The sequence below is a fragment of the Pseudomonas sp. SDI genome, assembly GCF_003105155.1.
GTDB lineage: Bacteria > Pseudomonadota > Gammaproteobacteria > Pseudomonadales > Pseudomonadaceae > Aquipseudomonas.
The window spans coordinates 1-23,612 of the sequence record NZ_QETK01000029.1 but is presented as its reverse complement, the minus strand read 5'-3'; the positions used below and the strand labels follow the sequence as shown (position 1 = coordinate 23,612).

Sequence of the window (23,612 nt, the reverse complement as noted above, 5' to 3'; positions counted from 1 at the left end):
AGTTTAAAGGAACAGCCCTGGGCCGGGTCGAGAACCTTCGGGGAATTTGACGCCGACTTTGAGGATCTTGTTCCCTTCCATCACCGCGACCGTCCACAGGGTGTTGTTCCATTCGATCTGGTCGCCGACGATCGGCGCCCCGCCAACCTTGTGCGCGATGAACTGGGCGAGCGGCATGTGCGCGTCCTGACCATCCAGCTTGAGGCCGTAGAGCGCGGCTACAGCGCCCAGTTCTGCGTCACCTTCGAGCACGAAGTCACCAAAGAAGCGCAGGTCGAGGCCACGCTGCGGTGCCTGGCTGAACAGTTTGCCGAGGGCCGGCAGGTTGTGTTCGTGGCCAATCACGCAGAGCAGATCGTCGACTTCGAGTACGGTACTTCCCGACGGGTGGAGCAGTTGCTGGCCCCGGAACAGGGCGGCGATCCGGGTGCCTTCGGGCATTTTCAGTTCGCGCAGGGCGGCGCCGATGCACCATTTTTCCGCACCCAGGCGGTAGACGAACAGCTCCCACTCGCTGGTGATGTGCACTTCCAGGGCGGAGCGGGAGATCGGCGCCGGGTCCGGCGGTACGGTCACCTTGAGCAAGCGCGCGACCCACGGCAGGCTGGTGCCCTGCACCAGCAGCGAAACCAGCACGATGAAGAACGCCAGGTTGAAGTACAGCTGCGCATTCGGCAGCCCGGCCATCAACGGGAACACCGCCAGAATGATCGGGACCGCGCCGCGCAGGCCGACCCAGGAGATGAAGGCTTTCTCGCGGCCATGAAAGGCCTTGAACGGCAGCAGGCCGGCCATCACCGACAACGGCCGGGCGACCAGGATCATCCACAGCGCCAGGATCAGCGCCGGCACGGCAATCGGCAGCAGGTCGTGCGGCGTCACCAGCAGCCCGAGCACCAGGAACATGCCGATCTGGGCCAGCCAGGCCATGCCGTCGAGCATGTGCAGGATGCCGTGGCGGCTGCGGATCGGCCGGTTACCGAGCACCAGGCCGCACAGGTACACGGCGAGGAAGCCGCTGCCGTGCAGGGCGTTGGTCAGGGCGAAGATCACCAGGCCGCCGCTGACTACCAGGATCGGGTACAGGCCGCTGGCCAGGTTGATCCGATTGACCAGTTGCAGCATCAGCCAGCCGCCGCCCAGGCCGAGCACGCCGCCGATCCCGAACTCGCGCAGCAGGTGGCCGAGCAGGCTCCAGTGCAGGCCGGTCTGGCCGCTGGCGAGCATGCCGATCAGGGTGACGGTGAGGAATACCGCCATCGGGTCGTTGCTGCCGGATTCGATTTCCAGGGTGGCGCTGACCCGCTCGTTGAGGCCCTTGCCGCCCAGCAGCGAGAACACCGCGGCGGCGTCGGTGGAGCCGACGATGGCGCCAATCAGCAGGCCCTGGATCAGGTTCAGGTCGAACAGCCAGGCCGCCATCATGCCGGTCAGGCCGGTGGTGATCAGCACGCCGACCGTGGCCAGCGACAACGCCGGCCAGAGGGCCACGCGGAAACTCGCCACGCGGGTGCGCAGGCCGCCGTCGAGCAGGATCACCGCCAGGGCAAGGTTGCCCACCAGGTAGGCGGTCGGGTAGTTGTTGAAGATGATCCCGCCGCCATCGACCCCGGCAAGCATGCCGACTGCCAGGATGATCACCAGGATCGGGATACCCAGGCGCGACGACAGCGAGCTGACCAGAATACTTGCACCCACCAGCAATGCGCCGATCAAGAACAGGCTATTGATGGTGGACGCATCCAAAGGCAGTACTCCAGGGGTAAAACGAAAAGGGGACGGACCGTTACAAGCAGGTCGCATGCCAACCGATTTAACCTGAGCGCTTGGCGGGCTGTAAAGCGCTGCCTACATAGTTACCACCGGCGTGGAGGACGGCGGATCGAAGTTGGACGCCCGTGCCACTGCTCAAGGTTGAACGCTGATGTCCTCCTCTTCCGTTGTTGCGCCCCAGGCGCCTGCTTGCGTTTCCGTGCAGGCGATTGCCGAACGCTACCTGGCCAATTTTCCCGACCTCCACCGCCTGGCCCGCCAGGGCGCCGGGCATCTGTTGCAGGCACAGCTGGGCCACTGGTGCGATCCCGATACAATCTGGTGGCATCGCTTCGACACTGCCCAGAGCAGCTCGCGCACCTTTACCGGCTGGGAGCACAGTGGGCAGCCGCGCGAGTCGGTAACCCTGACGCACTTGCTGGTGCGCCGGTTCACGCTGCGCGAGCAGTTCAATTTCGACCTGCTGGGGCAGTGCGGCGGGTTCTACCGCAGCCCGGCCGGCCCTGGCCATTACGACGAGCGCAACGAGGTCCGGCTGATGCCCGACAGGGTGCTCGATGCGCTGTGGAGCATGGACTTCCGTTCGGTGTACAGAAAGGCCTTCGAGGCGTTTTGGTGGCAGCACGCCAGCGATTTCTGCGTGCTGGCCCGTGCGCGCTTTCTGGCTGCCGTGACCCAGGCGCGGGCCGACCAGCGGCTGACGGCCGACGAGCGCTACCAGTTGCTCAATGCCGCCTTCGGTGCGCTGCAGTTGCCGACACACCTGCAGCGCTTGGGGCAGGACCGCGACAGCCGCGTTCGTTCGGGCTTTCGCACTTTCGAGGTCGGCGGCTTGCAGGCGCGTGGTGTGCTGCGCATGCAGTTCGGCAATGGCCGACAGGTGCTCTATGTGGTCGGCGCCGAGGCAGCGCTGTACACCTTCAGGGATCACCTGGACCTGTATAACTGGGTGCTCGCGCTGGTACGCGAGGAGGAGGGGCGCGAGCGCTTCAGCGGCTGGTTTCTTGACGCGGGCAACTATCGACAGGTGCAGGGCATCTGTACGCAGCTTCGAGCGCACGAGCTGCAGCTCAACAGCAAGGCCGAGGCGATCCGCGGCGATGTATTCGTGTACTTGCGCGAGCAGGTCAAGGCGGCGCTGAGCCGCGATGCCCACGCGCAGATCGTCTCCAACAGCGAACTGAGCAAATCCCAATGGCTGGTTTACCTCGGTGAGGCCGCCGGCCTCGCAACCCCGGCGGCGCCGCTGGGCTGGCCGCTGGCGCTGCTGGGAATCGGTGCTGGGGTTGGCAGCCTGGCGCTGCACCTGGACCAGGCGCTGAACGGGCGTACGACCGCGTGGCGTCAGGCGGGTTGGTGGGGGGTGTTGCTGGATACGCTGTTCGTGCTGCTCGATGCCTACATGATGCGTGCTGGCGAACTGCTGGAGGTGCCATTGCAGAAGCTCGACCGGCGCACCCTGCAGGTAACGCGGCAGCCCGCGTCGGCGCCGTCGGCGCTGCTGGACGAGCTGGCGCCGACGTTGGAGACCGCCGGCAGCGGCAGGCTGGAGCGGCGCAGTTCGTCGTTCTGGGACCTGCACATGCAGGCTGGGGTGGATCGCTTGCACGCGGCGTCCGATCTGGCCCTGGTGCGCCAGCGTCTGCTGTTGGCCGATGTGCCGCGGGTCGATGCGCAGATGCTCTCGGCCAGTGGGCAATACCTCGATGCGTTCGGCCAGCCGCTGGCGGTGTACTGCGACGAACTGGGCTTCGGTGCGCGCAACATCAAGCAGTACAGCCACTCGCCGCAGCGCTACAACGACCTGTTGCGCGGCTTGCCGCTGGAGGATGGGGTGGCGCCGAGTGTGGCGCGGGTGCATGCGCTGTGCGATGAACTGGGGCAGTTGGGCGCGGACAACCAGGTGCGCCTGTACCGGGTCGGGCTGGCTGAGCGGGGTACCTCGGGGGCGTATTGGCGCGACGGGCGGATCACGGTCGGCGACCGGCTGCTGACCACCGATTTCACCTCGTTTTCGGAGAATCCGTATGTTGCCTGGGAAATGTTCCATAACCCGCAAGTGCTGGCGGCTGGGCACGTGGTGTTCGGTGAAGACGCCGTGGTGTATGTGCTGGAACCGGGCGGGGCACGGTGTGCGGTGCCGGTGGCGCCGTTTTCCGATTTGCCGCATGAGGCGGAGTCGCTGCTGATGCCGGGCTGGGCGTTGCGGGTGGAAGCGGTGGCCGAGGTGAGCGGGGCGCAGTATCGGTTTACCCAGGTGCGCTTGAAGGCGCTGGAGGCGGGGAGTGGCGGTGGGGCGTTGTTCGAGTTGCGCAGCGGGGCGCCGGTAGTGCGGCAAGCGTTGGCGCAGCGGGTGGGCGAATCGTTGATGGAACGGTTGTTTCGGGAGGTTTGAGCGCCTCATCGCGGGACGAGCCCGCTCCCACAAGAGCAGCGCTGCACTGCTTTACTGTGGGAGCGGGCTTGTCCCGCGATAGGGTTCGGCGGGGGGTTAAGCCTGCTGCACCTCACGCAGTGCCTTGCCTTTGACCGGCGCGCCATTGGCGACGTAGTACTTGGCAGTGCTGCGTGGCAGTGGCTGGCGACCACGGATCTTGTCGGCGATTTTCTCCGCCATCATGATCGTCGGCGCGTTCAGGTTGCCGGTGGTGATGATCGGCATGATCGACGCATCGACCACGCGCAGACCCTGCATCCCGTGCACACGACCCTGGCCGTCTACCACGGCCATCTCGTCGGTGCCCATCTTGCACGAGCAGGACGGGTGGAACGCAGTCTCGGCATGCTCACGGATGAACTTGTCGAGCTCTTCGTCGGTCTGCACATCGGCGCCCGGGCTGATTTCGCGGCCGCGGTAAGCGTCCAGCGCCGGCTGGGCCATAATTTCGCGGGTCAGGCGGATGCCGTCGCGGAACTCCTGCCAGTCCTGCTCGGTGGCCATGTAGTTGAAGAGGATGCTCGGGTGCTGGCGCGGATCCTTCGACTTGGCCTGGATACGGCCACGGCTTGGCGAACGCATCGAGCCCATGTGCGCCTGGAAACCGTGCTCCTGCACACCGTTGCTGCCGTTGTAGTTAATCGCCACCGGCAGGAAGTGGTACTGGATGTTCGGCCACTCGAACTCAGGGCGGGTGCGGATGAAACCGCCGGCCTCGAACTGGTTGCTGGCGCCGATACCGGTGCCGTTGAACAGCCACTCGGCACCGATGGCTGGCTGGTTGTACCAGAGCAGCGACGGGTACAGCGATACCGGCTGGGTGCACGCGTATTGCAGGTACAGCTCAAGGTGGTCCTGCAGGTTCTCGCCGACGCCCGGCAGGTCGTGAACCACAGGGATGTCCAGGCGCTTGAGCAGTTCGGCGGGGCCGACGCCGGAGCGTTGCAGCAGTTGCGGCGAGGCAATCGCGCCGCTGCAGACGATGACTTCCTTGCGGGCACGGGCTTCAACGCGCTCTTCGCTGGCGCCGACCAGGTAGGTCACGCCAATCGCACGCTTGCCGTCGAACAGCACGCGGTCGGTCAGGGCGTGGGTGACGATGGTCAGGGTGGCGCGCTTCTTGGCGGTGTCCAGGTAGCCGCGGGCGGTGCTGGCGCGACGGCCTTTCGGCGTCACGGTACGGTCCATCGGGCCGAACCCTTCCTGCTGGTAGCCGTTCAGGTCTTCGGTACGCGGGTAACCGGCTTGCACGCCGGCTTCGACCATGGCGTGGAACAGCGGGTTGTTGCCGGCTTTCGGCGTGGTCACGCTGACCGGGCCATCGCCACCGTGCCAGTCGTTCGGGCCGATGTCGCGGGTTTCCGCCTTGCGGAAGTACGGCAGGCAGTCCAGGTAGCTCCAGTCTTCCAGGCCTGGCAGTTTTGCCCAGCCGTCGTAGTCCATGGCGTTACCGCGGATGTAGCACATGCCGTTGATCAGCGACGAGCCACCCAGGCCCTTGCCGCGACCGCATTCCATCCGGCGCCCGTCCATGTGCGGCTCGGGGTCGGTCTCGTAGGCCCAGTTGTAGCGGCGGCCCTGCAGCGGGAAGGCCAGCGCGGCCGGCATCTGGGTGCGGAAGTCGAAGCGGTAGTCCGGGCCACCGGCTTCGAGCAGCAGGACGGTGACGCCTTCGTCTTCGGTCAGGCGGGTCGCCAGGGTGTTACCGGCAGAGCCGGCACCGACGATGATGTAATCGAATTCCATGGGCTTTCTCCGAAAGCAGTTGCGAGCGTCAAGCTACAAGCTGCAAGTAAAGGCACAAGTGCGAGGCTCGCGAGTGGAGGGAGGCTGCAAGGGCCAGTGGGCATAATGCGCACTGGCTGTCACTTGCAGCTTGCCGCTTAAAGCTTGCGGCTTCAGAACACCGAGTTGTAGTTGCCCAGCTCGACCTGTACCGACTTGATGCGAGTGTACTGAGCCAGCGAGCTCACGCCGTTTTCACGGCCGACACCCGATTGCTTGTAGCCGCCGACCGGCATTTCGGCAGGCGACTCGCCCCAGGCGTTGATCCAGCAGATACCGGCTTCCAGCTGGTGGATGATGCGGTGGGCGCGGCTGATGTCGTTGGTGCAGACGCCAGCGGCGAGGCCGAAGTCGGTGTCGTTGGCACGACGGATGACTTCTTCTTCGCTCTCGTAGGAGAGGATGCTCATCACTGGGCCGAAGATCTCTTCCTTGACGATGGTCATGTCGTCGCGGCAGTCGGTGAACACGGTCGGTGCAACGAATGCGCCCTTGGCGAATTCGCCGTCGGTCAGACGCTCGCCGCCGCACAGTACGCGGGCCCCTTCTTCTTTACCCTTGGCGATGTAGCCGAGCACGTTTTCCATGTGTGCGAAGCTGACCAGCGGGCCGAAGTTGGTGTTCTCGTCTTCCGGGTTGCCAACGCGGATGCGGGCAACGCGCTCGGCGATCTTGGCTTCGAACGCCGCTTTCATCGAGGTTGGGATGAACACGCGGGTACCGTTGGTGCAGACCTGACCCGAGCTGTAGAAGTTGGCCATCATGGCGATGTCGGCGGCGCGATCCAGGTCGGCGTCTTCGCAGATGATCAGTGGCGACTTGCCGCCCAGTTCCATGGTGACTTCCTTGAGCGACGAGCTCGAGGCGCTGGCCATGACTTTCTTGCCGGTGTCGGTGCCGCCGGTGAAGGAGACTTTCTCGATGCGCGGGTGCTCGGTCAGCCAGGTGCCGACTTCGCGGCCGCTACCGGTCAGGACGTTGAACACGCCGTCCGGCAGGCCGGCTTCGGTGTAGATCTCGGCCAGTTTCAGGGTGGTCAGCGAGGTGACTTCGCTCGGTTTGAAGATCATCGCGTTACCGGCCGCCAGGGCCGGTGCGGATTTCCACAGGGCGATCTGGATCGGGTAGTTCCAGGCGCCGATACCAACGGTGACGCCCAGCGGCTCGCGGCGGGTGTAGACGAACGAGCTATCGCGCAGCGGGATCTGCTCGCCTTCGATGGCTGGCACCAGGCCGGCGTAGTATTCCAGCACGTCGGCACCGGTAACGATGTCGACATAGCGGGTTTCCGAGTAGGACTTGCCGGTGTCCAGGGTTTCCAGGGCGGCCAGCTCGTCGTTGCGCTCACGCAGGATGTCGACGGCGCGACGCAGGATGCGCGAACGCTGCATGGCCGTCATCGCGGCCCAGACCTTCTGGCCACGTTCGGCGCTTTCTACGGCGCGCTCGACGTCTTCCTTCGTGGCACGTTGCACGTGGGCGAGGACTTCGCCGTTGGCCGGGTTGATGGCTTCAAACGTGGCGTCGCTGGAAGCGTCGACGTAACCACCATCAATGTAGAGTTTTTGCAGTTCGAAACGGGCCATAGTGTCCTCGCAAGTGCATTGGTGTAGTTGGCTATCCGCGCGTCGCTCCTGCCTGTTTGGCAATCGCCGGACGCGGTGGTTCAGAGGCCTGGTGTAGGGTGTCCGGGCTCTTCTGTTTCGCCAGTTGTAAATCCATGTATTCGAAAGCGATTTGTTGCGCCTGGTCGGTGTCGAAAGCGTCTCCGGACAACGCACCGCGCAGCCACAGGCCGTCGATCAACGCTGCCAGTCCGCGGGCCGCGCTGCGTGCTTCAGGCAACGGCAATACACGGCGGAACTGGCAGCACAGGTTGGAATACAAGCGGTGATCGTTGATCCGCTGCAACCTGTGCAAAGACGGCTGGTGCATGCTGGTGGCCCAGAACGCCAACCAGGTTTTCATCGCCGGGCCGTTGACCTGACTGGCGTCGAAGTTGCCTTCGATGATCACCTTCAGGTGGGCGCGCGGGCTGTCGTCGTCGAGTGCCTGTCGGCGGGCGACGACGTTTTCGATCAGCGCATTCATCAGGTGCCGCATGGTCGCTGCGATCAGGCCGTTCTTGTCCTGAAAGTAGTGACTGATGATGCCATTCGACACACCGGCCAAACGGGCGATCAGCGCAATGCTGGCATCCCCCATGCCGACCTGGTCGATGGCCACCAACGTGGCTTCGATCAACTGCTGGCGGCGAATGGGTTGCATACCGACCTTGGGCATCTTGCAAATCTCCTCAGGCCTGCGGGCAGACGACAAGCGGCTACCTCGGCGAAGGCCAGTCTATTTTGTTTTGATTGAACGTTCAATCAACAAAGAATAAGCTCTGCGACAATCTGTGCCATTGACAGGTTTTTTACCCGATCAGCGGTCACAAATTGGCACCCCAGAAAGACCTGTAACCCCCGTAATACAAGGCGTTGACGGTTTTTATCGAAGCGTTGGACAGATCTGCCGAACGGTCTCGTACCGTGCGGCGAACCCTCGGGAAGGGGATTCGGCCTGTTTTTTTTCAATGCAATCGGTTTGGGATCACGGTTTTTTCAAGGTGCTTTTATAACACCTGACGCAGTGGGGCTATTGCACCAAATGCGCAGGTACAGGTCGTTTTCAAGTTTTCTCCGCACTGCCTGGAGCCTCTGTGCAATGAGTTCTGCCTCCCTGATAAAGACCCCTGCCGAGAGGGTCCGGGTCAACAGCGTGGTGTTTTACACCTCGGCGCTGCTGATCCTGTTGTTGACTGCCTTGCTGATCGCGGTCCCGGAAACCGCAGGTCTTGTGTTGAGCCAGGCGCAGGCCTGGTTGTCACGCAGCTTTGGCTGGTACTACATGCTGGTGATCGGCGGCTACCTGCTGTTCGTCATCGTTCTGGCGTTCTCGTCGTTCGGCAAGCTCAAGCTGGGCAGCAAGGACGACAAGCCGGACTTCAGCTACGGTGCCTGGGCCGGCATGTTGTTCTCCTCCGGTATCGGTATCTCGCTGCTGTACTTCGGCGCGTCCGAGCCGCTGGACCACTACTTCAACCCGCCTGAAGGCGCGCCGGCCAGCCTGCAATCGGCTCGCCAGGGCCTGCAACTGACTTTCCTGCACTGGGGCCTGCATGGCTGGGCAATCTATGCCCTGGTCGGCCTGTCGGTGGCGTACTTCGCCTACCGTCATAACCAGCCGCTGGCCTTGCGTTCGGCGCTGTACCCGTTGGTGGGCGAGCGTTGGGTCAAGGGCGCCGCCGGTCACACCGTCGACATCTTCGGCATGTTCGTGACCCTGCTGGGCCTGGTGACCAACCTGGGTATCGGTTCGATGCAGGTGTCGTCGGGCCTGGAATACCTGTTTGGCATGGAGCACAGCAACACCAACCTGTTGATCGTGATCCTGGTGATGAGCACGGTGGCGACCATCGCTGCGGTGTCGGGTGTGGAGAACGGCATCCGCCGCCTGTCCAACCTGAACATCATCCTGTTCAGCGGCCTGCTGCTGTTCGTGCTGCTCAACGGCCCGACCCTGCACCTGCTCAACAGCTTCGTGCAGAACATCGGCGACTACCTGAACGGCGCGATCCTGAAAACCTTCGACCTGTATGTGTATGAAGGCGACGCGGCCAAGTCCGAGCGCTGGTTGGGCCTGTGGACCGTGTTCTACTGGGCCTGGTGGATTTCCTGGGGCCCATTCGTCGGCATGTTCATCGCGCGTATTTCGCGTGGGCGTACCGTGCGCGAACTGGTTGCCGGTGTATTGCTGATTCCGCTGGGCTTCACCCTGGCCTGGCTGTCGATCTTCGGTAACACCGCACTGGACCTGGTGATCAACCAGGGCGCCGTGGAGCTTGGGCGCGCAGCGCTTGAGCAACCGTCGATGTCGATCTACCAACTGCTGGAGCACTTCCCGGCGGCGAAGATCGTGGTCGGCGTGGCGATCTTTGTCGGCTTCGTGCTGTTCCTGACCCCGGCCGACTCCGGCGCGGTAATGATGGCCAACCTGTCCTGCAAAGGCGGCGATGTCGACGAGGACGCGCCGAACTGGCTGCGGATTCTCTGGTCGGCGATCATCACTGTGGTCACCGTCGGCTTGCTCTTCGCCGGTAACTTCGAGGCGATGCAGACCATGGTGGTGCTGGCGGGGCTGCCGTTCTCGGTGGTGCTGGTGCTGTTCATGTTCGGCCTGTACAAGGCGATGAAGCAGGACAGCCAGGTCGAGCAGGAGCAGGCCGAGCTGGCTGCCCGTGGTCGTCGTGGCTTCAGCGAGCGCCTGTCGCAGCTGGACCTGCAGCCAACCCAGGCAATCGTTCAGCGGTTCATGGACAAACAGGTCAGCCCGGCCCTGAAAGATGCGGCGGCACAACTGCAGAGCATGGGCTTGCAGGTGCAGACCCGGGTTGGTCAGTCGCGTTCGGCGATGGGCCTGCGCATCGAGATGGAAGAGGGCAACCCATTCGTCTACGAAGTGAGCCTGGACGGTTACCTGGCGGCACCGAGCGAAGCGCCGGTGGAAGGTGAGAGCGATGTCCGTCAGCGCTTCTACCGCGCCGAGGTTTATCTGCACAACGGTAGTCAGGAATACGACCTGATGGGCTTCACCACCGAGCAGATCACCCGCGACGTGCTGGACCAGTTCGAAAGCCACCGTCAGTTGCTGGGGCGTGTGTATAGCTGATCGTTGATTGGCTGAAGAAGAAGCCCTGCCGGAGACGGTGGGGCTTTTTTGCGAGCGCGTTGCGCTCGATCGCGGGACTAGCCCGCTCCCACAGGGTCCGTGGGGGAAGGAAATGTGCTTTTACTGTGTGCGGGCTGGTCCCGCGATGAGGTCTCTCCTGACACCCTACGGAATCGCGTTCCCTGCGATTCCCCTACAGCGTTTAACCCAGGTTCTTGCCCAGCAGCGCGTGATACAGCTCGCTGTCGCCGAGAATACCGACCACCCGGTTGCCTTCCTGCAACACCAGCTTGTTGCCGGTTTGATAACGAATCTGCAGCGCTTCGCGCATGCCGATACTGGCGTTCACCAGCGTCGGTTTACGGCCCAGACCTTCCACCGCTTCACCCGGCGCCCAGTTCTGCAGGTCCATGCCGTTGACGCCCTGGCGTGCACCCTTGATGGTGTTGCCTTCAGCCAGGTCCAGCCACGAATCGCCGCCCGGGTCCAGACACACCGAGCCGTTGATCCGTTTGCACTTGTCCAGCGTGCGCATCAGGCTGCGCCCGCACAGCACGTTGAGCGGGTTGGTATGCGCGACGAAGGTGCGCACATAGTCGTCGGCCGGGTTCAGCACGATTTCTTCCGGCTTGCTGTACTGGATGATCTTGCCGTCTTTCATGATCGCGATCCGACTGCCCAGCTTCAGCGCCTCGTCGAGGTCGTGGCTGACGAACACGATGGTCTTGTTCAGCTTGCGTTGCAGCTCCAGCAACTCGTCCTGCAAGCCCTGGCGAATCAGCGGGTCGAGTGCCGAGAACGGCTCGTCCATCAGCAGGATGTCGGCATCCATTGCCAGCGCCCGGGCCAGGCCCACCCGCTGCTGCATGCCGCCGGACAGCTCGTCGGGCTTCTTGTTGCGCCACTGGGTCAGGCCCACCAGCTCCAGCTTCTCGTCCACCAGCTTGCGCCGCTCTTTTTCCGGCCGGCCCTGCATCTCCAGGCCGAAGCTGATGTTTTCGCGCACCGTCAGCCAGGGCATCAGTGCGAACTTCTGGAAGACCATGGCGATCCGCTGGGTGCGCATCATCTTCAGCTCGGCCGGCGAGCAGTGGGCGATATCGATGTGCGAGCCTTCATGTTCGACGAACAGCTTGCCGCGGCTCACCGTGTTGAGGCCGTTGATGCAGCGCAGCAGGCTCGACTTGCCCGAGCCGGACAGGCCCATCAGCACACAGATTTCGCCCTTGTTGATTTCCAGATTGGCCTTTTCCACGCCGACCACCAACCCGGTCTTTTTCAGGATCTGCTCCCGCGAAAGGCCCTGGTCTAGCAGGCTTAAGGCCTCACGCGGTCGATTGGAGAAGATTACGTCGACATCTTCGAAGCGAATGATGCTCATGCTTCACCCCTCACCGGTAACTCGGGTTGTTTGCAGATACGGTCGAGCATGATTGCCAGCAATACGATCGCCAGGCCCGCTTCGAAGCCCAGGGCGATGTCGGCGGTGTTCAGTGCGTTGACCACGGGTTTGCCCAGGCCGTCGGCCCCCACCAGCGCGGCAATCACCACCATCGACAGCGACAGCATGATGCACTGGGTGACGCCGGCAGCGATGCTCGGCATGGCATGCGGAAGTTCGATACGCGACAGCAGTTGACGCTTGGAACAGCCGAACGCCTTGCCGGCATCGAGCAGTTCCTGGGGCACGTCGCAGATGCCCAGGTAGGTCAGGCGGATCGGTGCGGCGATGGCGAACACCACCGTCGAAATCAGCCCCGGAACCACGCCCAGCCCGAACAGGGTCAGTGTCGGGATCAGGTAAACAAAGGTGGGCACGGTCTGCATCAGGTCGAGCACCGGCCGCATCATGGTGTAGAACATTGGCTTGTGCGCGGCGAGGATGCCCAACGGCACGCCGATGGCCACGCAGACCAGGGTGGCGAACAGCACCTGGGCCAGGGTTTCCATGGTTTCCTGCCAGTACCCCAGGTTGAGGATGAGCAGGAACGACAGGGCGCAGAATGCCGTCAGGGCCCATTTGCGCTGGATCAAGTGAGCGATCACCGCAATCAGGCCAATCAGCACGAAGGGGTTGAACCAGGTCAGTGCCGCGGTCACGCCGTGGATCATGAATTCCAGCGCTTCGGCGAACGCATCGAAATAGTTGGCGCCGTGTTGCGTCAACCATTCGACGAAGCCCGCGATGTACTGGCCCAAGGGTATTTTGTTGTCGATCAGCATGATAGCGAGCATCCACCTGCAAAGGGTTCGAGACGGCCTGCGGCGGGCCGGCGCCCGCCGCAGGTGGTGCTTACTGCGTCAGTTTGGCTTTGGCCGCTTCCAGGCCAGGTTTGCCGTCCACGGTGGTAACGCCGGCCAGCCAGGTGTCGAGAACCTGCGGGTTCTTTTTCAGCCAGGCTTTGGCGGCGGCATCGGGTTTCATCTTGTCGTCGAGCACGTTGCCCATCAGCGCGCTTTCCATGTCCAGGGTGAAGGACAGGTTTTTCAGCAGTTGGCCAACGTTGGCGCATTCCTCGGTGTAGCCCTTGCGCGTGTTGGTCAGCACCGTGGCCTTGCCGTAGTCCGGGCCGAAGAAGTCGTCGCCGCCTTCCAGGTATTTCATCTTGAAGCGGGTGTTCATCGGGTGCGGTTCCCAGCCCAGGAACACCACGTCGGTGCCACGCCGGGCGGCGCGATCGACCTGCGACAGCATGCCCGCCTCGCTGGATTCGACTACCTTGAAGCCGGCGTCTTTCAGGCCGAAGGCGTTCTTGTCGATCATGCTCTGGATGGTCCGGTTACCGTCGTTGCCTGGCTCGATGCCGTAGATCTTGCCGTCCAGCTCCTTCTTGAACTTGGCGATGTCGGCAAAGCTTTTCAGGCCCTTGTCATATAGGGCCTGGGGCACGGCGAGGGTGTATTTGGCGTTCTCCAGGTTGGCCCTTACGGTTTCCACGGTGCCGGCATCGCGGTACTGCTTGATGTCGTTTTCCATGGTCGGCATCCAGTTGCCGAGGAACACGTCCATGTTCTTGCCGTCGGCCAGCGACTTGTAGGTCACCGGTACCGAGATCATCGTGGTGCGGGTCTTGTAGCCGAGTGATTCGAGTACGGCGCTGGTGACGGCGGTGGTGACGGTAATGTCCGTCCAGCCGACGTCGGAGAAGTTGACCGTGTGGCACTGCTCGGGCTCGGCGGCCTGGACCAGCACCGGCAAGCTCATTAGCGCGGCCAGCAATAGTGAGGGTGAACCTTTCATGAATGGACTCCTGGGTGTTTTTCTCGGATGTCCCAACGGACCGCCGTGCTTTATAGGATGCAATCGGTCGGGCCTGGCTGCCGGGCGACAGCGGGACAGGTGCCGTGCAATCGAGTCGATACCGATCATCTAACAGCAAAAAACAAACGCCTACTGGTCGCGTCGTATCCAGTACAGACAGGGTCGTATCCAGTGCCGATGAGGTCGCATACAGATTTTTCGCCCTCGGTTAACGCTGTTTCGGGGCCTCTGCGCCGTATAAAAACGGCGCACAAACCGCGTTGGCACCGGGCGACGTTGCTGGGCAAGAGCGCGTCGGTTGCAGACGTCGGGGGTGCTGCCAAAAGCCTGATGATGCGTGCAATCGGCGGACTGCCGCACGTTGAGCGTAGCAGTTCCAGCGTCCCCGACCGGGGGCCGGCGTCCGCCCCATCAGGAGGTGCATGGCATGGCCATCAGTGTGTTCGACCTGTTCAAAATCGGTGTCGGGCCGTCCAGTTCCCATACCGTCGGGCCCATGCGCGCCGCGGCGCTGTTCGTCCAGGGCCTGCGCGAGCGCGAGCAGCTGGCGCAGGTACGGCGGGTCGAGGTGCGCCTGTACGGCTCTCTGTCGGCCACTGGCATTGGCCACGGTAGCGACAACGCAGTCATCATGGGCCTGATGGGCGAATGGCCAGACGCCATCGACCCGACGCAGATCGGCCCGCGTATCAGCGCATTGCGCGACAGCGACACGCTGTTGCTCGATGGCCGGCTGGCGCTGGAGTTCATCTGGCAGCGCGACATGCGCCTGCTCGACGAGAACCTGCCGTACCACCCCAACGCCATGACCCTGATCGCCGAGGGCGCGAGCGGCGAGCTGCACCGCGACACCTATTACTCGGTGGGCGGCGGCTTTGTGGTCGACGCCGCGCAGGCCGCCAGCGGCGTACTGGATGCCGACACCACGGTATTGCCCTACGACTTCGACAGCGCCGAAGAACTGCTGGAACTGTGCCGGCAAAACGACCTGCGCGTGTCGCAATTGATGCTGGAGAACGAGAAGGTCTGGCGCAGCGAAGCGGAGATTCGCGCCGGCCTGATGAACCTCTGGCGAGCCATGCAGGACTGCGTGGAAAACGGCCTGAAACACGAGGGCATCCTACCCGGCGGGCTGAATGTGCGGCGCCGTGCGGCCAAGCTGCACCGCAGCCTGCTGGAGCTGGGCAAGCCGAACGTGATCGGCTCGACCTTGAGTGCGATGGAGTGGGTCAACCTCTATGCCCTGGCGGTCAACGAGGAAAATGCCGCCGGCGGACGCATGGTCACGGCGCCCACCAACGGCGCGGCCGGGATCATTCCGGCGGTGCTGAACTACTACATGCGCTTCAGCGACGACGTCAGCGAAGCCAACGTTGTCGACTTCTTTCTCGGGGCCGCGGCGGTGGGCATCCTGTGCAAGAAGAACGCCTCGATTTCCGGCGCCGAAGTCGGCTGCCAGGGCGAGGTCGGCTCGGCCTGTGCAATGGCTGCGGCCGGCCTGGCCGAGGTGCTCGGGGCAACGCCCGGGCAGTTGGAGAACGCTGCCGAAATCGGCCTGGAGCATAACCTCGGGCTGACCTGCGACCCGGTTGGCGGGCTGGTGCAGGTGCCGTGCATCGAGCGCAACGCGATCGCCGCCGTGAAGGCGATCAACGCGGCGCAAATGGCCCTGCGCGGCGATGGCGAACACTTCATTTCCCTCGACCGGGTGATCCGCACCATGCGCGACACCGGCGCCGACATGCACGACAAATACAAGGAAACCTCGCGTGGCGGCCTGGCCGTCAGCGCCATCGAATGTTGACCGCGCTGCGCCGTTTTCGCCCACCGGCTCCAGCGCATGCCGCCTTTTGGCGCGTGCGCTGAATCAGCGTCGTCGATCCCCCGCCGTTAGCCGCTGCGCGCCTGTGGTAACTCTTCGTCGATGTCGCTTCTGGGCATCCTACTCACAAGTGCTACCGAATTGCTCAATAGTCCTACAGACGCGCTTTGGTACGCTGCTTTGCGTTTATTACCGACATTTTCCGCAAGGGCTATATAGACGGCCCGCGACGTCGTTTTCAGGCGTTATTGAATGACCATTCAACTTAGGCATGGCATTTGCGTTGTGATTGGCAAAGCCCTGCACTCGAATCGGGGCCATGACAAGAAAGATCGTGCCGCCTGAGGCGCAACCTGCATTGTGTGAGGAGAGATCGCGATGACGTCGTACCACTCCGGGGCCCAACCCCAGAACCGCACGCCCCAATCCATCGGCTTTCTGCTGCTGGACAATTTCACGCTGATTTCACTGGCCTCCGCTGTCGAGCCGCTGCGCATGGCCAACCAGTTGTCCGGTCGCGAGCTGTACCGCTGGCATACCCTCAGCGTCGACGGGAGCCAGGTGTGGGCCAGCGACGGTTTGCAGATCACCCCCGATGCGGCCATGCACAAGGCGCCGGCAATGGACACGGTGATTGTCTGCGGCGGTATCGGCATTCAGCGCACGGTAACCCGCGAGCATGTCACCTGGTTGCAGAGCCAGGCACGCCAGTCGCGCCGCCTCGGCGCGGTGTGCACCGGCAGTTGGGCGCTGGCCTGTGCCGGCCTGCTCGACGGCTTCGATTGCAGCGTGCACTGGGAATGCCTGGCCTCGATGCAGGAAGCCTTCCCGCGGGTGAGCATGAGCACCCGCCTGTTCACCCTCGACCGTAACCGCTTCACCAGCTCCGGTGGCACCGCGCCGCTGGACATGATGCTGCACCTGATCAGCCGCGATCATGGTCGCGAGCTGTCGGCGGCGATCTCGGAAATGTTCGTCTACGAGCGCATCCGCAACGAGCAGGATCACCAGCGGGTGCCGCTCAAGCACATGCTTGGCACCAACCAGCCGAAGTTGCAGGAAATCGTTGCCCTGATGGAAGCGAACCTGGAAGAGCCGATCGACCTGGACGAACTGGCGGTGTACGTCTCGGTGTCGCGTCGGCAACTGGAGCGGTTGTTCCAGAAGTACCTGCATTGTTCGCCGTCGCGCTACTACCTGAAGCTGCGCCTGATTCGGGCGCGGCAGTTGCTGAAGCAGACGCCGATGTCGATCATCGAGGTGGCGTCGGTGTGTGGGTTTGTGTCGACGCCGCATTTCTCCAAGTGCTACCGCGAGTACTTCGGCATTCCGCCACGCGATGAGCGGGTGGGCTCGAACACCGCGCAGCAGGTGGCAATGATGCCGATTCCGCAGGCGCTGGTGCTGTCGCCGCTGGCCGGGCCGATGTCGGCGTTGAGCCAGGCGCGCAACGAGTCGACCTTTGCCAGTGTGCGGCTCTAGAGCGAGTTGAATCCATCGCGGGACGAGTCGTCCCGCGCTGTTTTTAGCCTTTTGAGGAATTGAACTGCGCCAGCGCCGGTAGCAACTGCTGGTCGATTGCCTGGCGCACTGCCGGCAGGATTGTTGCCGAGCCGGTGTACAGCTGCTCGACCATCCCGCGCAGGGCCTTGACCCGTTCTTCGCTCAACCCGCGCACCGCGCTCTCGCAGGCCTGTTCGGCGGAGGCCCCGGCGGGCATTTCGAAGCCCAGGGCGCGCAGTTGCCCGAGCAGGTCGTCCTGATCAATCAAATCCGCATGCATCATGGCTGTTGTCCTTGTTTGCAGGAGAGATCGAGGTCGATTCTGGAAGCCTGCGGCGGGGACGGCAAGGGCAGATTGTCGCAATGGCAGGGGTGGCTAAGTGCAGGTCGTTTTCGGACCGCTGCGGCGTGACGGGAGACGGCACACTCAGGCCATACGGAAGGTTTGGTCACCCTCCACTGGCGACGTGCTCGCACTTGACCCCGGATGCTTCACGGCGGCCGGGGTTTCTTTTTTGGGTAGGTTTATAACGCATCGGTAGCGAAGCTGAAAATCAGCAAATAAAAGGCATCGCGCAGGTGCCCGTTATAGTCGACCCAGACCGCCTCGACCGGGGTCTGGTAAGTAATCATCGCAGGCACCGGGCTACTCCGTTCAGTCGCTGCAAGCCATGCCGTGCTTGACCTTGGTCGCGTTCACCGCGTTCAGCAGCGCCAGTTGGCAATCATCACGATGGCGCTCCAGCGCCGCAATGCTGTGCGTGCCCAACTGCCCGCGCCAGGACCGGCATTGAGCGAGATAGCCTAGTATTTTTATCGGGTTTCAAGCTGTTCCAGTTGAGGTTAAATCCCCCTATCGCTGAGGTGAGCCGTAGCGTCACGCTGTTTTTACTCATATGAGGAGCAGACCATGACTCTACCGCCGCGTCTTCCCGCCAAAGGCGACTACAGCGAGGCTGCGAGGCAGGAGCGTTTGAGCTTTTTGCGCGATCAGACCGGTGCCACTCGGTGTGGCTGGCCCGTTGCGGGTTAATGGGCGGTTCGCTCAGGGTGAGTTCTATGCACCGCTGGCCACCACCGAAGGTGCCCTGATCGAATCCAATCTTTCGAGCGACAAGAAGGCTTCTTTCCAGTCGTTCATTCTGGGGCGCGGGAGCCGGGTCGTTGCCGATTGTGTGATACCGAAGGCAGTTGTCCGGCAGGTACTGCACACCTCGTCGCCTTCAGCGGCGCTTGAGTAGCAGCGCGCAGGCGCTCTTGTAGGCTTCGTGCTGGTATTTGTTGAGCGAGGCGGGCAGTTCCAGGTTGTGTTTCTTGGCCTGGGCGCTGGCGGTTTGCGGTGACACCAGCTCGACTGCGCAGTTGTCCAGCAACTGCAGGATGCCTTCGATCTTGAAGGTGGTCGGGCCGCCGGCAAAATCGCCTTTTTTGCTGCGTTTCTTGATCGCCAGGGTGTCGACCCCGTGCTCGGCGACAAACGCCCGTGCCTGAGCGGCAAAGGCCTTGACCTGGGCGGCATCCTCGTCGTCGTCCAGGGCGAGCTTTTTGGTCGCGACGCCCAGGTGGCTCGGCGCGCCGTCTTCGAGGCCGACGAGGGCGAGCAGGGCTTCGCTGCCCTTGATTTCAATGCCGCAGATTTTCATGCTGGTCTCATTCCGGTTCGGCTTCGCCATCTTGCAGGCCAAGGCTTTGCAGGTATTCGGAGCGGTCGTCGCTGCGCTGGGCGATGCAGTTGTTCTGAGCGGTATCGAAGGCCTTGCCGGGCTTCTGGTCGAAGGTTTCCACCTTGCAGTCGGCGTCGCGCAGTTGCTTCCACAGGTTTTCGGCGTCGGTCAGGCGCTTTTTCAGCTCGTTGAGCTTGGCCGGCTCGCCTTTGTACTTATCGCCCACCTGGCTCAGCAGGTCGTCGAACGAGGCGCTCAGTTCGCGCTCTGCGGTCTTGCGGTTGTCGACCGCGCAGTCGTAGTTCTGCTGCTCGGTTTCGGCGTTGTCACAAGGGCTGCTGCCCTCTTCGTCGGCGGCGTGCGCGCCAAACGCCAGGGTTGCCAGAATCAGCCATGCCATCGATTTCATTCGGTCATCCTCCCAGGGGAACATGGGCATCGATTCTCGCTCAGTGCCACGCTAAAGAACAGCGCGCGCCATTGTTAAAAAGCGTGCAAGGGTCGCGCACACTTATTCACAGGCGTCCGGGTCAAGCGCTTCTACGCTCGGCGATTCGCCGCCCTGCGCTTTAGCAACCCTCTGCTCGCTGGAAGCGCCGTAATGCAAAGCCATAGCCTCAGCCGCGCCTCGACCAAGGTCCTGCTGGAGGAAGACGACCTCAAGCTGGTCGCCCAGTTTCTCGCCCCAGCTTGAAGGTGCGGGTCAGGTGCGGCCTGATGTCGTTGGCAGCCCAGATCCGCTGAACGCTGGTCGGCGAAGTACCAGCGACACATGCCATGCTACGACAGCTCCAACGTGGCTGACCGATGCGCGGTTGAGTGACTTGCTCAAGCGTTCGCTTCAAGGCTTCAGCAGGCGATGAAGGCTTGCGCCCTCGGCCCGGTAAATCCACCAAGCCCTGAAGACGCAGTGCTTGAAACCGCTTGCACCAGCGGGTGACGTAAACCACAGAGAGGCCCGTCAGCTCGGCGATTTCATTACGTGAATGGCCTTGGGCAGCCAGGAGAATTACGTGTGCTCGACGGCCGTCACGCTGGTTGATGGTGGCCGAGCGAACCCGTCGGTTCAACTCAACCTGCTCGTGATCACTGAGTACGATGTCTTGAGAGTTCATGGCTCCGTCCTGCCCCTGTCGGATAATGGAAACGTAGCTCAAACGGGATATTTATTTTTGAGACAGAACACTAGGCGGTGGGAGTGGTGGGGGCTTTTAGGGGAGTGTGGGGAATTGTTAAAGAGTGTGATGCTCTGAGTTTTCTGGCTGTTTTTTGGTAAACCACCATCTCATTTTCCATGTCATGGGCAACGCAAAAGCGTGTATTACAGTACAGGCGAAGGATACCCATCCTATGGATATGTGTTCATCTACCAATCCCGGTAAGCAGCCGAAAAATAGAAAACAGTCGGTTTTCATTATGTCCCTGTATAGGGCGATGAAGAAGCTGTTGTAAATCACGCAAATGAAGAACTTGATAAAGTTGAGGTTTTTTCCGGAGATTTTCCATTTAAGCCAGTAGGCGGAAGATACGCTTGCGCTCACAAGTATGGGGAAGGCCAGGCTGATCATTTTTTAGTTTCCTTATATATTTGTTTCCCGCTTTCTAAATTAACGTGGCTCTCAAGCATGAGTGAGGCCGATCCCATGGCTCTATAGTTTCGTATGTAATCCGAGTTGATGTAACGAAACAGGCGCCATGTGTCAGGTTTAACCACGAGCTTGCCAATTCCATATATGGATAGCCCAATATCTACTGTGCCGTAGGCAATGTTCCCGTCATGTGCATCCCCACCTAAAGCTTTTGCGGCCGATTGATATCCCTTGCGTACGGGACCTTCGGTATCGGATCGGCCTTCCCATAGATTCCGGCCACCTTCATAAACATTGTTAATTCCGTGGGCTATAAGCGGTAACCCTATGCCTAAGCACAATGTCATGGCCGAGGCGTAGCAGGCCCCAACTCCCGACGCTATCTGCAACGCGCCTGCGATAGCGGCGGCCCCTTGTCGTGTGGCCGTGCTTGATTGATCAAGCAGGCTCCGCTGCTCCATCTTCATCGCCAACACCGCCTCCTCCGGTGTCTTTCTTCCCGCCTCGACATCGTTCACCAGCGATTTTGTGAAATACGCGATCTCTCGGGTGAATTGCAGTTGCAACATCCCGTCCTGCAAATGTTGGCTGCCGAGGGTGCAGGCCTGCTTGGTCAAATTATTGGCCGCCTCGCAGACCACCCAGTAATCATCGTTATCGAGGCGGTACGGGGAGGGGCGTGGGGTCATTCCTCGTTCCCCCAGAAGGCATAGCCACTGGTGTTGGCGAGGTGGTGGGTCCAGCGGATGGTCTGGTAGCGCAGCGCCATTTGCTCGACCGGCTCGATCTGGTTTTCCAGGACCGCGTGCGGAACCTGAACCATCAATTCGGCGATCTCGCAGTCTTCAATCTGTACGGTGTAGTACTTCTCATGCGGCCCCTCGTCGGAGACGCGGTAGAAGTTAATGATGCAGTTGACCTTTTCGCGATTGGCCATGGCCATTGCCAGTAGAGGCGAGGCCTTGTCGATGTTCTTGGTGATCTGAATTGGCCCGTGGGTGGCATGCCTGATGTTGCCGATATTCGTCATGCGATGGTTGAACGCCAGCACCATGATCTCGTCGGTGTGGCCGCTCTGGCATTTGTTGCCGATGGAGCTCGGGGTGGAGCAGCCTTTACTGATCAGCCCTTGTTCCTTGCCGGTGAGGGTCATGTAGCCGTGACTGGCCATGTGCGTGACTCCTTGTCGATGGAGTGGGCAGGCTAGTGGCTTACGGTGTGTGGGTATGTAGGGCGGTTCTGAAATTGCGTTTAACGGTGAGGGTGGAAAAGCGAAAGGTCTGACACGCCGCAGCGGCTGGACTTGCTGGCGCTTTGCGCTATATCGCAGGCAAGCCAGTTCAGGTTCTGCGCATAAGGCAGACTAAAGCAATCCATCTGATCGCCGGGTGCTCAATTTCGAGGTTTGGAAAGTGCCAGTAGAAAAAGAAACACCGCTCTTTCAGGATTTTATAGTTCAATGCAAAGAAAAATAAATTTAGGGCTGCGCAGAGATAAAACTACAATAATTGAGGTGCTCTCCAGAAAGTCGAAATCGCAGGTAGTAGGCAATAGCTAAGCCTCCAGTTACGCTCATTGAAGAAATCCATTCTGTCACTTATTCAGGGCTGCGTAGATTTTTTGGTCGGTCATCAAGTTCAATTTTTGGCAGGGGTGGCATAGGCGTGCAAGAAGGCAGAAAGCACACTTCAATACACTGCAAAGTGCGATTGATAAAAGGTGAGTGTGAACATGGCTTTCTTGATGGTTTAGGTGGTTTCTGGATTAAGTAATGAAGTGGCGTGTAGTACTACCAAGGGGAGTACCACTTTTTTAGTTTCCAGCTAACTGGATTGGCAAAGCAGTGTAGTATAAGGCAGGCTAAAGCAATCCATCTGATCGTCGGGTGCTCAACTCTGAGAGTTGGGAAGTGCCAGTTAAAAAAGAAGCGCTGTTCTTTTAGGATTTTATAGTTTAACGCAAAAAAGAACAGGTTTATGGCTACGCAGAAGTAAAATTTATAGTAATTAAGGTTCTCTCCGGAAATTCGAAAGCGTAGATAATAGGCAATGCTTAGGCCTCCGCTAGTGATGATTGAAAACATCCATTCTTTCATTGTTTTACTCTTTCAGTTCTACGTAGATTTGTTGGCCTGTCATCATATCTATTCCAATTTCAAACATAATTGGTCCTGTGCCCATTGTTGTATGTGCGCGCACGTAGTCAGTTTTTACGTATCTAAATAGACGCCAAGCTCCTGGTTTTGAAACCAATCTACCCATGCTATATATTGAGAGTCCGATATCGACGGCACCATACGCTACATTCCCATCCTGTTTTTTTCCACCTAAAGTGTTCGCTAACAACTGATAGCCTTTTCGCACAGGGCCTTGAGCATCAGAGCGGCCTGTCCATAAGTTCTGACCATTTTCAATAATGTTATTTACCCCATGTGCAATCATCGGGGCGCCTGCAACCACACACAGGAGTCCGCCTGTTCTATAACAAATAGTCGCTCCCGTCGCTATCTGAAGTGCACCAGATATAAAGCCGGCTCCCTTTTTTATAATTTCAAAGCTTTGGTCTCCTAGATCCCTCTGCTCCATCCTCATCGCCAACACCGCCTCCTCCGGTGTCTTTCTTCCCGCCTCGACATCGTTCACCAGCGATTTTGTGAAATACGCGATCTCTCGGGTGAATTGCAGTTGCAACATCCCGTCCTGCAAATGTTGGCTGCCGAGGGTGCAGGCCTGCTTGGTCAAATTATTGGCCGCCTCGCAGACCACCCAGTAGTCATCGTTATCGAGGCGGTACGGGGAGGGGCGTGGCGTCATTCCTCGTTCCCCCAGAAGGCATAGCCACTGGTGTTGGCGAGGTGGTGGGTCCAGCGGATGGTCTGGTAGCGCAGCGCCATTTGCTCGACCGGCTCGATCTGGTTTTCCAGGACCGCGTGCGGAACCTGAACCATCAATTCGGCGATCTCGCAGTCTTCAATCTGTACGGTGTAGTACTTCTCATGCGGCCCCTCGTCGGAGACGCGGTAGAAGTTAATGATGCAGTTGACCTTTTCGCGATTGGCCATGGCCAT

The 23,612-nt window shown here is 61.0% G+C and carries 20 protein-coding genes and 3 pseudogenes; 5 read left to right on the top strand and 18 right to left on the bottom strand.

The genetic code is table 11. The features are described 5' to 3' along the window. Positions 1-3 precede the first annotated feature (3 nt). Complete coding sequence (locus DCO48_RS18225) at positions 4-1,746, bottom strand: potassium/proton antiporter (RefSeq protein WP_116551999.1); 1,743 nt, start codon at positions 1,744-1,746, stop codon at positions 4-6. Between the two features lie 178 nt (positions 1,747-1,924). Here DCO48_RS18225 and DCO48_RS18220 point away from each other — a divergent pair, with 178 nt between their 5' ends. Then, positions 1,925-4,168 (top strand): dermonecrotic toxin domain-containing protein, encoded by a 2,244-nt coding sequence (locus DCO48_RS18220; protein WP_133247620.1) that lies wholly within the window; start codon positions 1,925-1,927, stop codon positions 4,166-4,168. Positions 4,169-4,264: 96 nt separating this feature from the next. On the opposite strand, the gene betA is transcribed toward DCO48_RS18220, so the two are convergent. The 3 genes from betA to betI all read right to left on the bottom strand — a co-directional run bounded on the left by betA (position 4,265) and on the right by betI (position 8,278). Further along, a complete protein-coding gene (betA, locus tag DCO48_RS18215; protein WP_116551997.1) occupies positions 4,265-5,956 on the bottom strand; it encodes a choline dehydrogenase in 1,692 nt (563 codons plus the stop codon). Between the two features lie 152 nt (positions 5,957-6,108). Continuing rightward, positions 6,109-7,581, bottom strand: a complete 1,473-nt coding sequence (betB, locus tag DCO48_RS18210; protein WP_116551996.1) for a betaine-aldehyde dehydrogenase — start codon at positions 7,579-7,581, stop codon at positions 6,109-6,111. A 31-nt stretch (positions 7,582-7,612) separates the two neighbouring features. Beyond that, on the bottom strand, positions 7,613-8,278 hold the full coding sequence (betI, locus tag DCO48_RS18205; RefSeq protein ID WP_116551995.1) for a transcriptional regulator BetI: 666 nt from the start codon (positions 8,276-8,278) through the stop codon (positions 7,613-7,615). A gap of 423 nt (positions 8,279-8,701) precedes the next feature. Here betI and betT point away from each other — a divergent pair, with 423 nt between their 5' ends. Continuing rightward, the gene (gene betT / locus DCO48_RS18200; protein WP_116551994.1) at positions 8,702-10,705 is read left to right on the top strand and encodes a choline BCCT transporter BetT; all 2,004 of its coding nucleotides are present in this window, start codon (positions 8,702-8,704) and stop codon (positions 10,703-10,705) included. Positions 10,706-10,907: 202 nt separating this feature from the next. Here betT and choV read toward each other — a convergent pair whose 3' ends face one another. From choV to DCO48_RS18185, 3 genes are all read right to left on the bottom strand, one after another. Then, the gene (gene choV, locus DCO48_RS18195) at positions 10,908-12,086 is read right to left on the bottom strand and encodes a choline ABC transporter ATP-binding protein (RefSeq protein ID WP_116551993.1); all 1,179 of its coding nucleotides are present in this window, start codon (positions 12,084-12,086) and stop codon (positions 10,908-10,910) included. Further along, on the bottom strand, positions 12,083-12,931 hold the full coding sequence (choW, locus tag DCO48_RS18190; protein WP_371919524.1) for a choline ABC transporter permease subunit: 849 nt from the start codon (positions 12,929-12,931) through the stop codon (positions 12,083-12,085). The genes choV and choW overlap by 4 nt, the downstream gene beginning before the upstream one ends. Positions 12,932-12,998: 67 nt before the next feature. Beyond that, positions 12,999-13,946, bottom strand: coding sequence for a choline ABC transporter substrate-binding protein (locus DCO48_RS18185; RefSeq protein ID WP_116551991.1), 948 nt, complete (start codon positions 13,944-13,946; stop codon positions 12,999-13,001). Between the two features lie 448 nt (positions 13,947-14,394). Here DCO48_RS18185 and DCO48_RS18180 point away from each other — a divergent pair, with 448 nt between their 5' ends. Both DCO48_RS18180 and DCO48_RS18175 read left to right on the top strand, forming a co-directional pair. Continuing rightward, on the top strand, positions 14,395-15,771 hold the full coding sequence (locus tag DCO48_RS18180) for an L-serine ammonia-lyase (protein ID WP_116551990.1): 1,377 nt from the start codon (positions 14,395-14,397) through the stop codon (positions 15,769-15,771). A gap of 396 nt (positions 15,772-16,167) precedes the next feature. Beyond that, on the top strand, positions 16,168-17,271 hold the full coding sequence (locus DCO48_RS18175; protein ID WP_116551989.1) for a GlxA family transcriptional regulator: 1,104 nt from the start codon (positions 16,168-16,170) through the stop codon (positions 17,269-17,271). A gap of 43 nt (positions 17,272-17,314) precedes the next feature. Here the strand turns inward: DCO48_RS18175 and DCO48_RS18170 are convergent, their stop codons facing one another. From DCO48_RS18170 to DCO48_RS18160, 3 genes and pseudogenes are all read right to left on the bottom strand, one after another. Next, positions 17,315-17,575: a hypothetical protein gene (locus DCO48_RS18170; RefSeq protein WP_116551988.1), complete on the bottom strand. Its 261-nt coding sequence runs from the start codon at positions 17,573-17,575 to the stop codon at positions 17,315-17,317. Between the two features lie 245 nt (positions 17,576-17,820). Further along, positions 17,821-17,925, bottom strand: a pseudogene (locus tag DCO48_RS18165) (thioesterase); the annotation flags it as partial. Positions 17,926-17,947: 22 nt separating this feature from the next. Continuing rightward, a pseudogene (locus DCO48_RS18160) lies at positions 17,948-18,064 on the bottom strand (L-carnitine dehydrogenase); the annotation flags it as partial. A 226-nt stretch (positions 18,065-18,290) separates the two neighbouring features. On the opposite strand from DCO48_RS18160, the gene DCO48_RS23315 reads away from it, so the two are divergent. Next, a complete protein-coding gene (locus DCO48_RS23315; RefSeq protein ID WP_371919523.1) occupies positions 18,291-18,533 on the top strand; it encodes a hypothetical protein in 243 nt (80 codons plus the stop codon). Here DCO48_RS23315 and DCO48_RS18150 read toward each other — a convergent pair. From DCO48_RS18150 to tssD, 8 genes and pseudogenes are all read right to left on the bottom strand, one after another. Then, complete coding sequence (locus DCO48_RS18150) at positions 18,516-18,935, bottom strand: DUF3010 family protein (protein WP_116551986.1); 420 nt, start codon at positions 18,933-18,935, stop codon at positions 18,516-18,518. The two genes, DCO48_RS23315 and DCO48_RS18150, sit on opposite strands and share 18 nt — an antisense overlap. Positions 18,936-18,942: 7 nt before the next feature. Further along, entirely contained in the window at positions 18,943-19,365 is a 423-nt protein-coding gene (locus DCO48_RS18145) for a lysozyme inhibitor LprI family protein (RefSeq protein WP_116551985.1), read from the bottom strand. 268 nt (positions 19,366-19,633) lie between these two features. Further along, positions 19,634-20,071, bottom strand: a pseudogene (locus DCO48_RS18140) (helix-turn-helix domain-containing protein); the annotation flags it as partial. Between the two features lie 117 nt (positions 20,072-20,188). Further along, complete coding sequence (locus tag DCO48_RS18135) at positions 20,189-20,524, bottom strand: hypothetical protein (RefSeq protein ID WP_116551984.1); 336 nt, start codon at positions 20,522-20,524, stop codon at positions 20,189-20,191. Then, positions 20,521-21,234 (bottom strand): DUF4225 domain-containing protein, encoded by a 714-nt coding sequence (locus DCO48_RS18130; protein WP_116551983.1) that lies wholly within the window; start codon positions 21,232-21,234, stop codon positions 20,521-20,523. The genes DCO48_RS18135 and DCO48_RS18130 overlap by 4 nt, the downstream gene beginning before the upstream one ends. Beyond that, positions 21,231-21,716: an Hcp family type VI secretion system effector gene (locus DCO48_RS18125; protein ID WP_116551982.1), complete on the bottom strand. Its 486-nt coding sequence runs from the start codon at positions 21,714-21,716 to the stop codon at positions 21,231-21,233. The genes DCO48_RS18130 and DCO48_RS18125 overlap by 4 nt, the downstream gene beginning before the upstream one ends. A 928-nt stretch (positions 21,717-22,644) precedes the next feature. Continuing rightward, entirely contained in the window at positions 22,645-23,358 is a 714-nt protein-coding gene (locus DCO48_RS18120; RefSeq protein ID WP_116551981.1) for a DUF4225 domain-containing protein, read from the bottom strand. Next, positions 23,355-23,612, bottom strand: a 258-nt coding sequence (tssD, locus tag DCO48_RS18115; RefSeq protein WP_116551980.1) for a type VI secretion system tube protein TssD, incomplete at its 5' end; no start/stop codon positions are given. The genes DCO48_RS18120 and tssD, both read right to left, overlap by 4 nt.

Bases quoted from the DNA above. Each gene is read 5' to 3' on its own strand.
- DCO48_RS18220 (WP_133247620.1), top strand. From the start codon at position 1,925: ATGTCCTCCTCTTCCGTTGTTGCGCCCCAGGCGCCTGCTTGCGTTTCC.
- betA (WP_116551997.1), bottom strand. From the start codon at position 5,956: ATGGAATTCGATTACATCATCGTCGGTGCCGGCTCTGCCGGTAACACC.
- betB (WP_116551996.1), bottom strand. From the start codon at position 7,581: ATGGCCCGTTTCGAACTGCAAAAACTCTACATTGATGGTGGTTACGTC.
- betI (WP_116551995.1), bottom strand. From the start codon at position 8,278: ATGCCCAAGGTCGGTATGCAACCCATTCGCCGCCAGCAGTTGATCGAA.
- betT (WP_116551994.1), top strand. From the start codon at position 8,702: ATGAGTTCTGCCTCCCTGATAAAGACCCCTGCCGAGAGGGTCCGGGTC.
- choV (WP_116551993.1), bottom strand. From the start codon at position 12,086: ATGAGCATCATTCGCTTCGAAGATGTCGACGTAATCTTCTCCAATCGA.
- DCO48_RS18185 (WP_116551991.1), bottom strand. From the start codon at position 13,946: ATGAAAGGTTCACCCTCACTATTGCTGGCCGCGCTAATGAGCTTGCCG.
- DCO48_RS18180 (WP_116551990.1), top strand. From the start codon at position 14,395: ATGGCCATCAGTGTGTTCGACCTGTTCAAAATCGGTGTCGGGCCGTCC.
- DCO48_RS18175 (WP_116551989.1), top strand. From the start codon at position 16,168: ATGACGTCGTACCACTCCGGGGCCCAACCCCAGAACCGCACGCCCCAA.
- DCO48_RS18170 (WP_116551988.1), bottom strand. From the start codon at position 17,575: ATGATGCATGCGGATTTGATTGATCAGGACGACCTGCTCGGGCAACTG.
- DCO48_RS18150 (WP_116551986.1), bottom strand. From the start codon at position 18,935: ATGAAAATCTGCGGCATTGAAATCAAGGGCAGCGAAGCCCTGCTCGCC.
- DCO48_RS18145 (WP_116551985.1), bottom strand. From the start codon at position 19,365: ATGAAATCGATGGCATGGCTGATTCTGGCAACCCTGGCGTTTGGCGCG.
- DCO48_RS18135 (WP_116551984.1), bottom strand. From the start codon at position 20,524: ATGATCAGCCTGGCCTTCCCCATACTTGTGAGCGCAAGCGTATCTTCC.
- DCO48_RS18130 (WP_116551983.1), bottom strand. From the start codon at position 21,234: ATGACCCCACGCCCCTCCCCGTACCGCCTCGATAACGATGATTACTGG.
- DCO48_RS18125 (WP_116551982.1), bottom strand. From the start codon at position 21,716: ATGGCCAGTCACGGCTACATGACCCTCACCGGCAAGGAACAAGGGCTG.
- DCO48_RS18120 (WP_116551981.1), bottom strand. From the start codon at position 23,358: ATGACGCCACGCCCCTCCCCGTACCGCCTCGATAACGATGACTACTGG.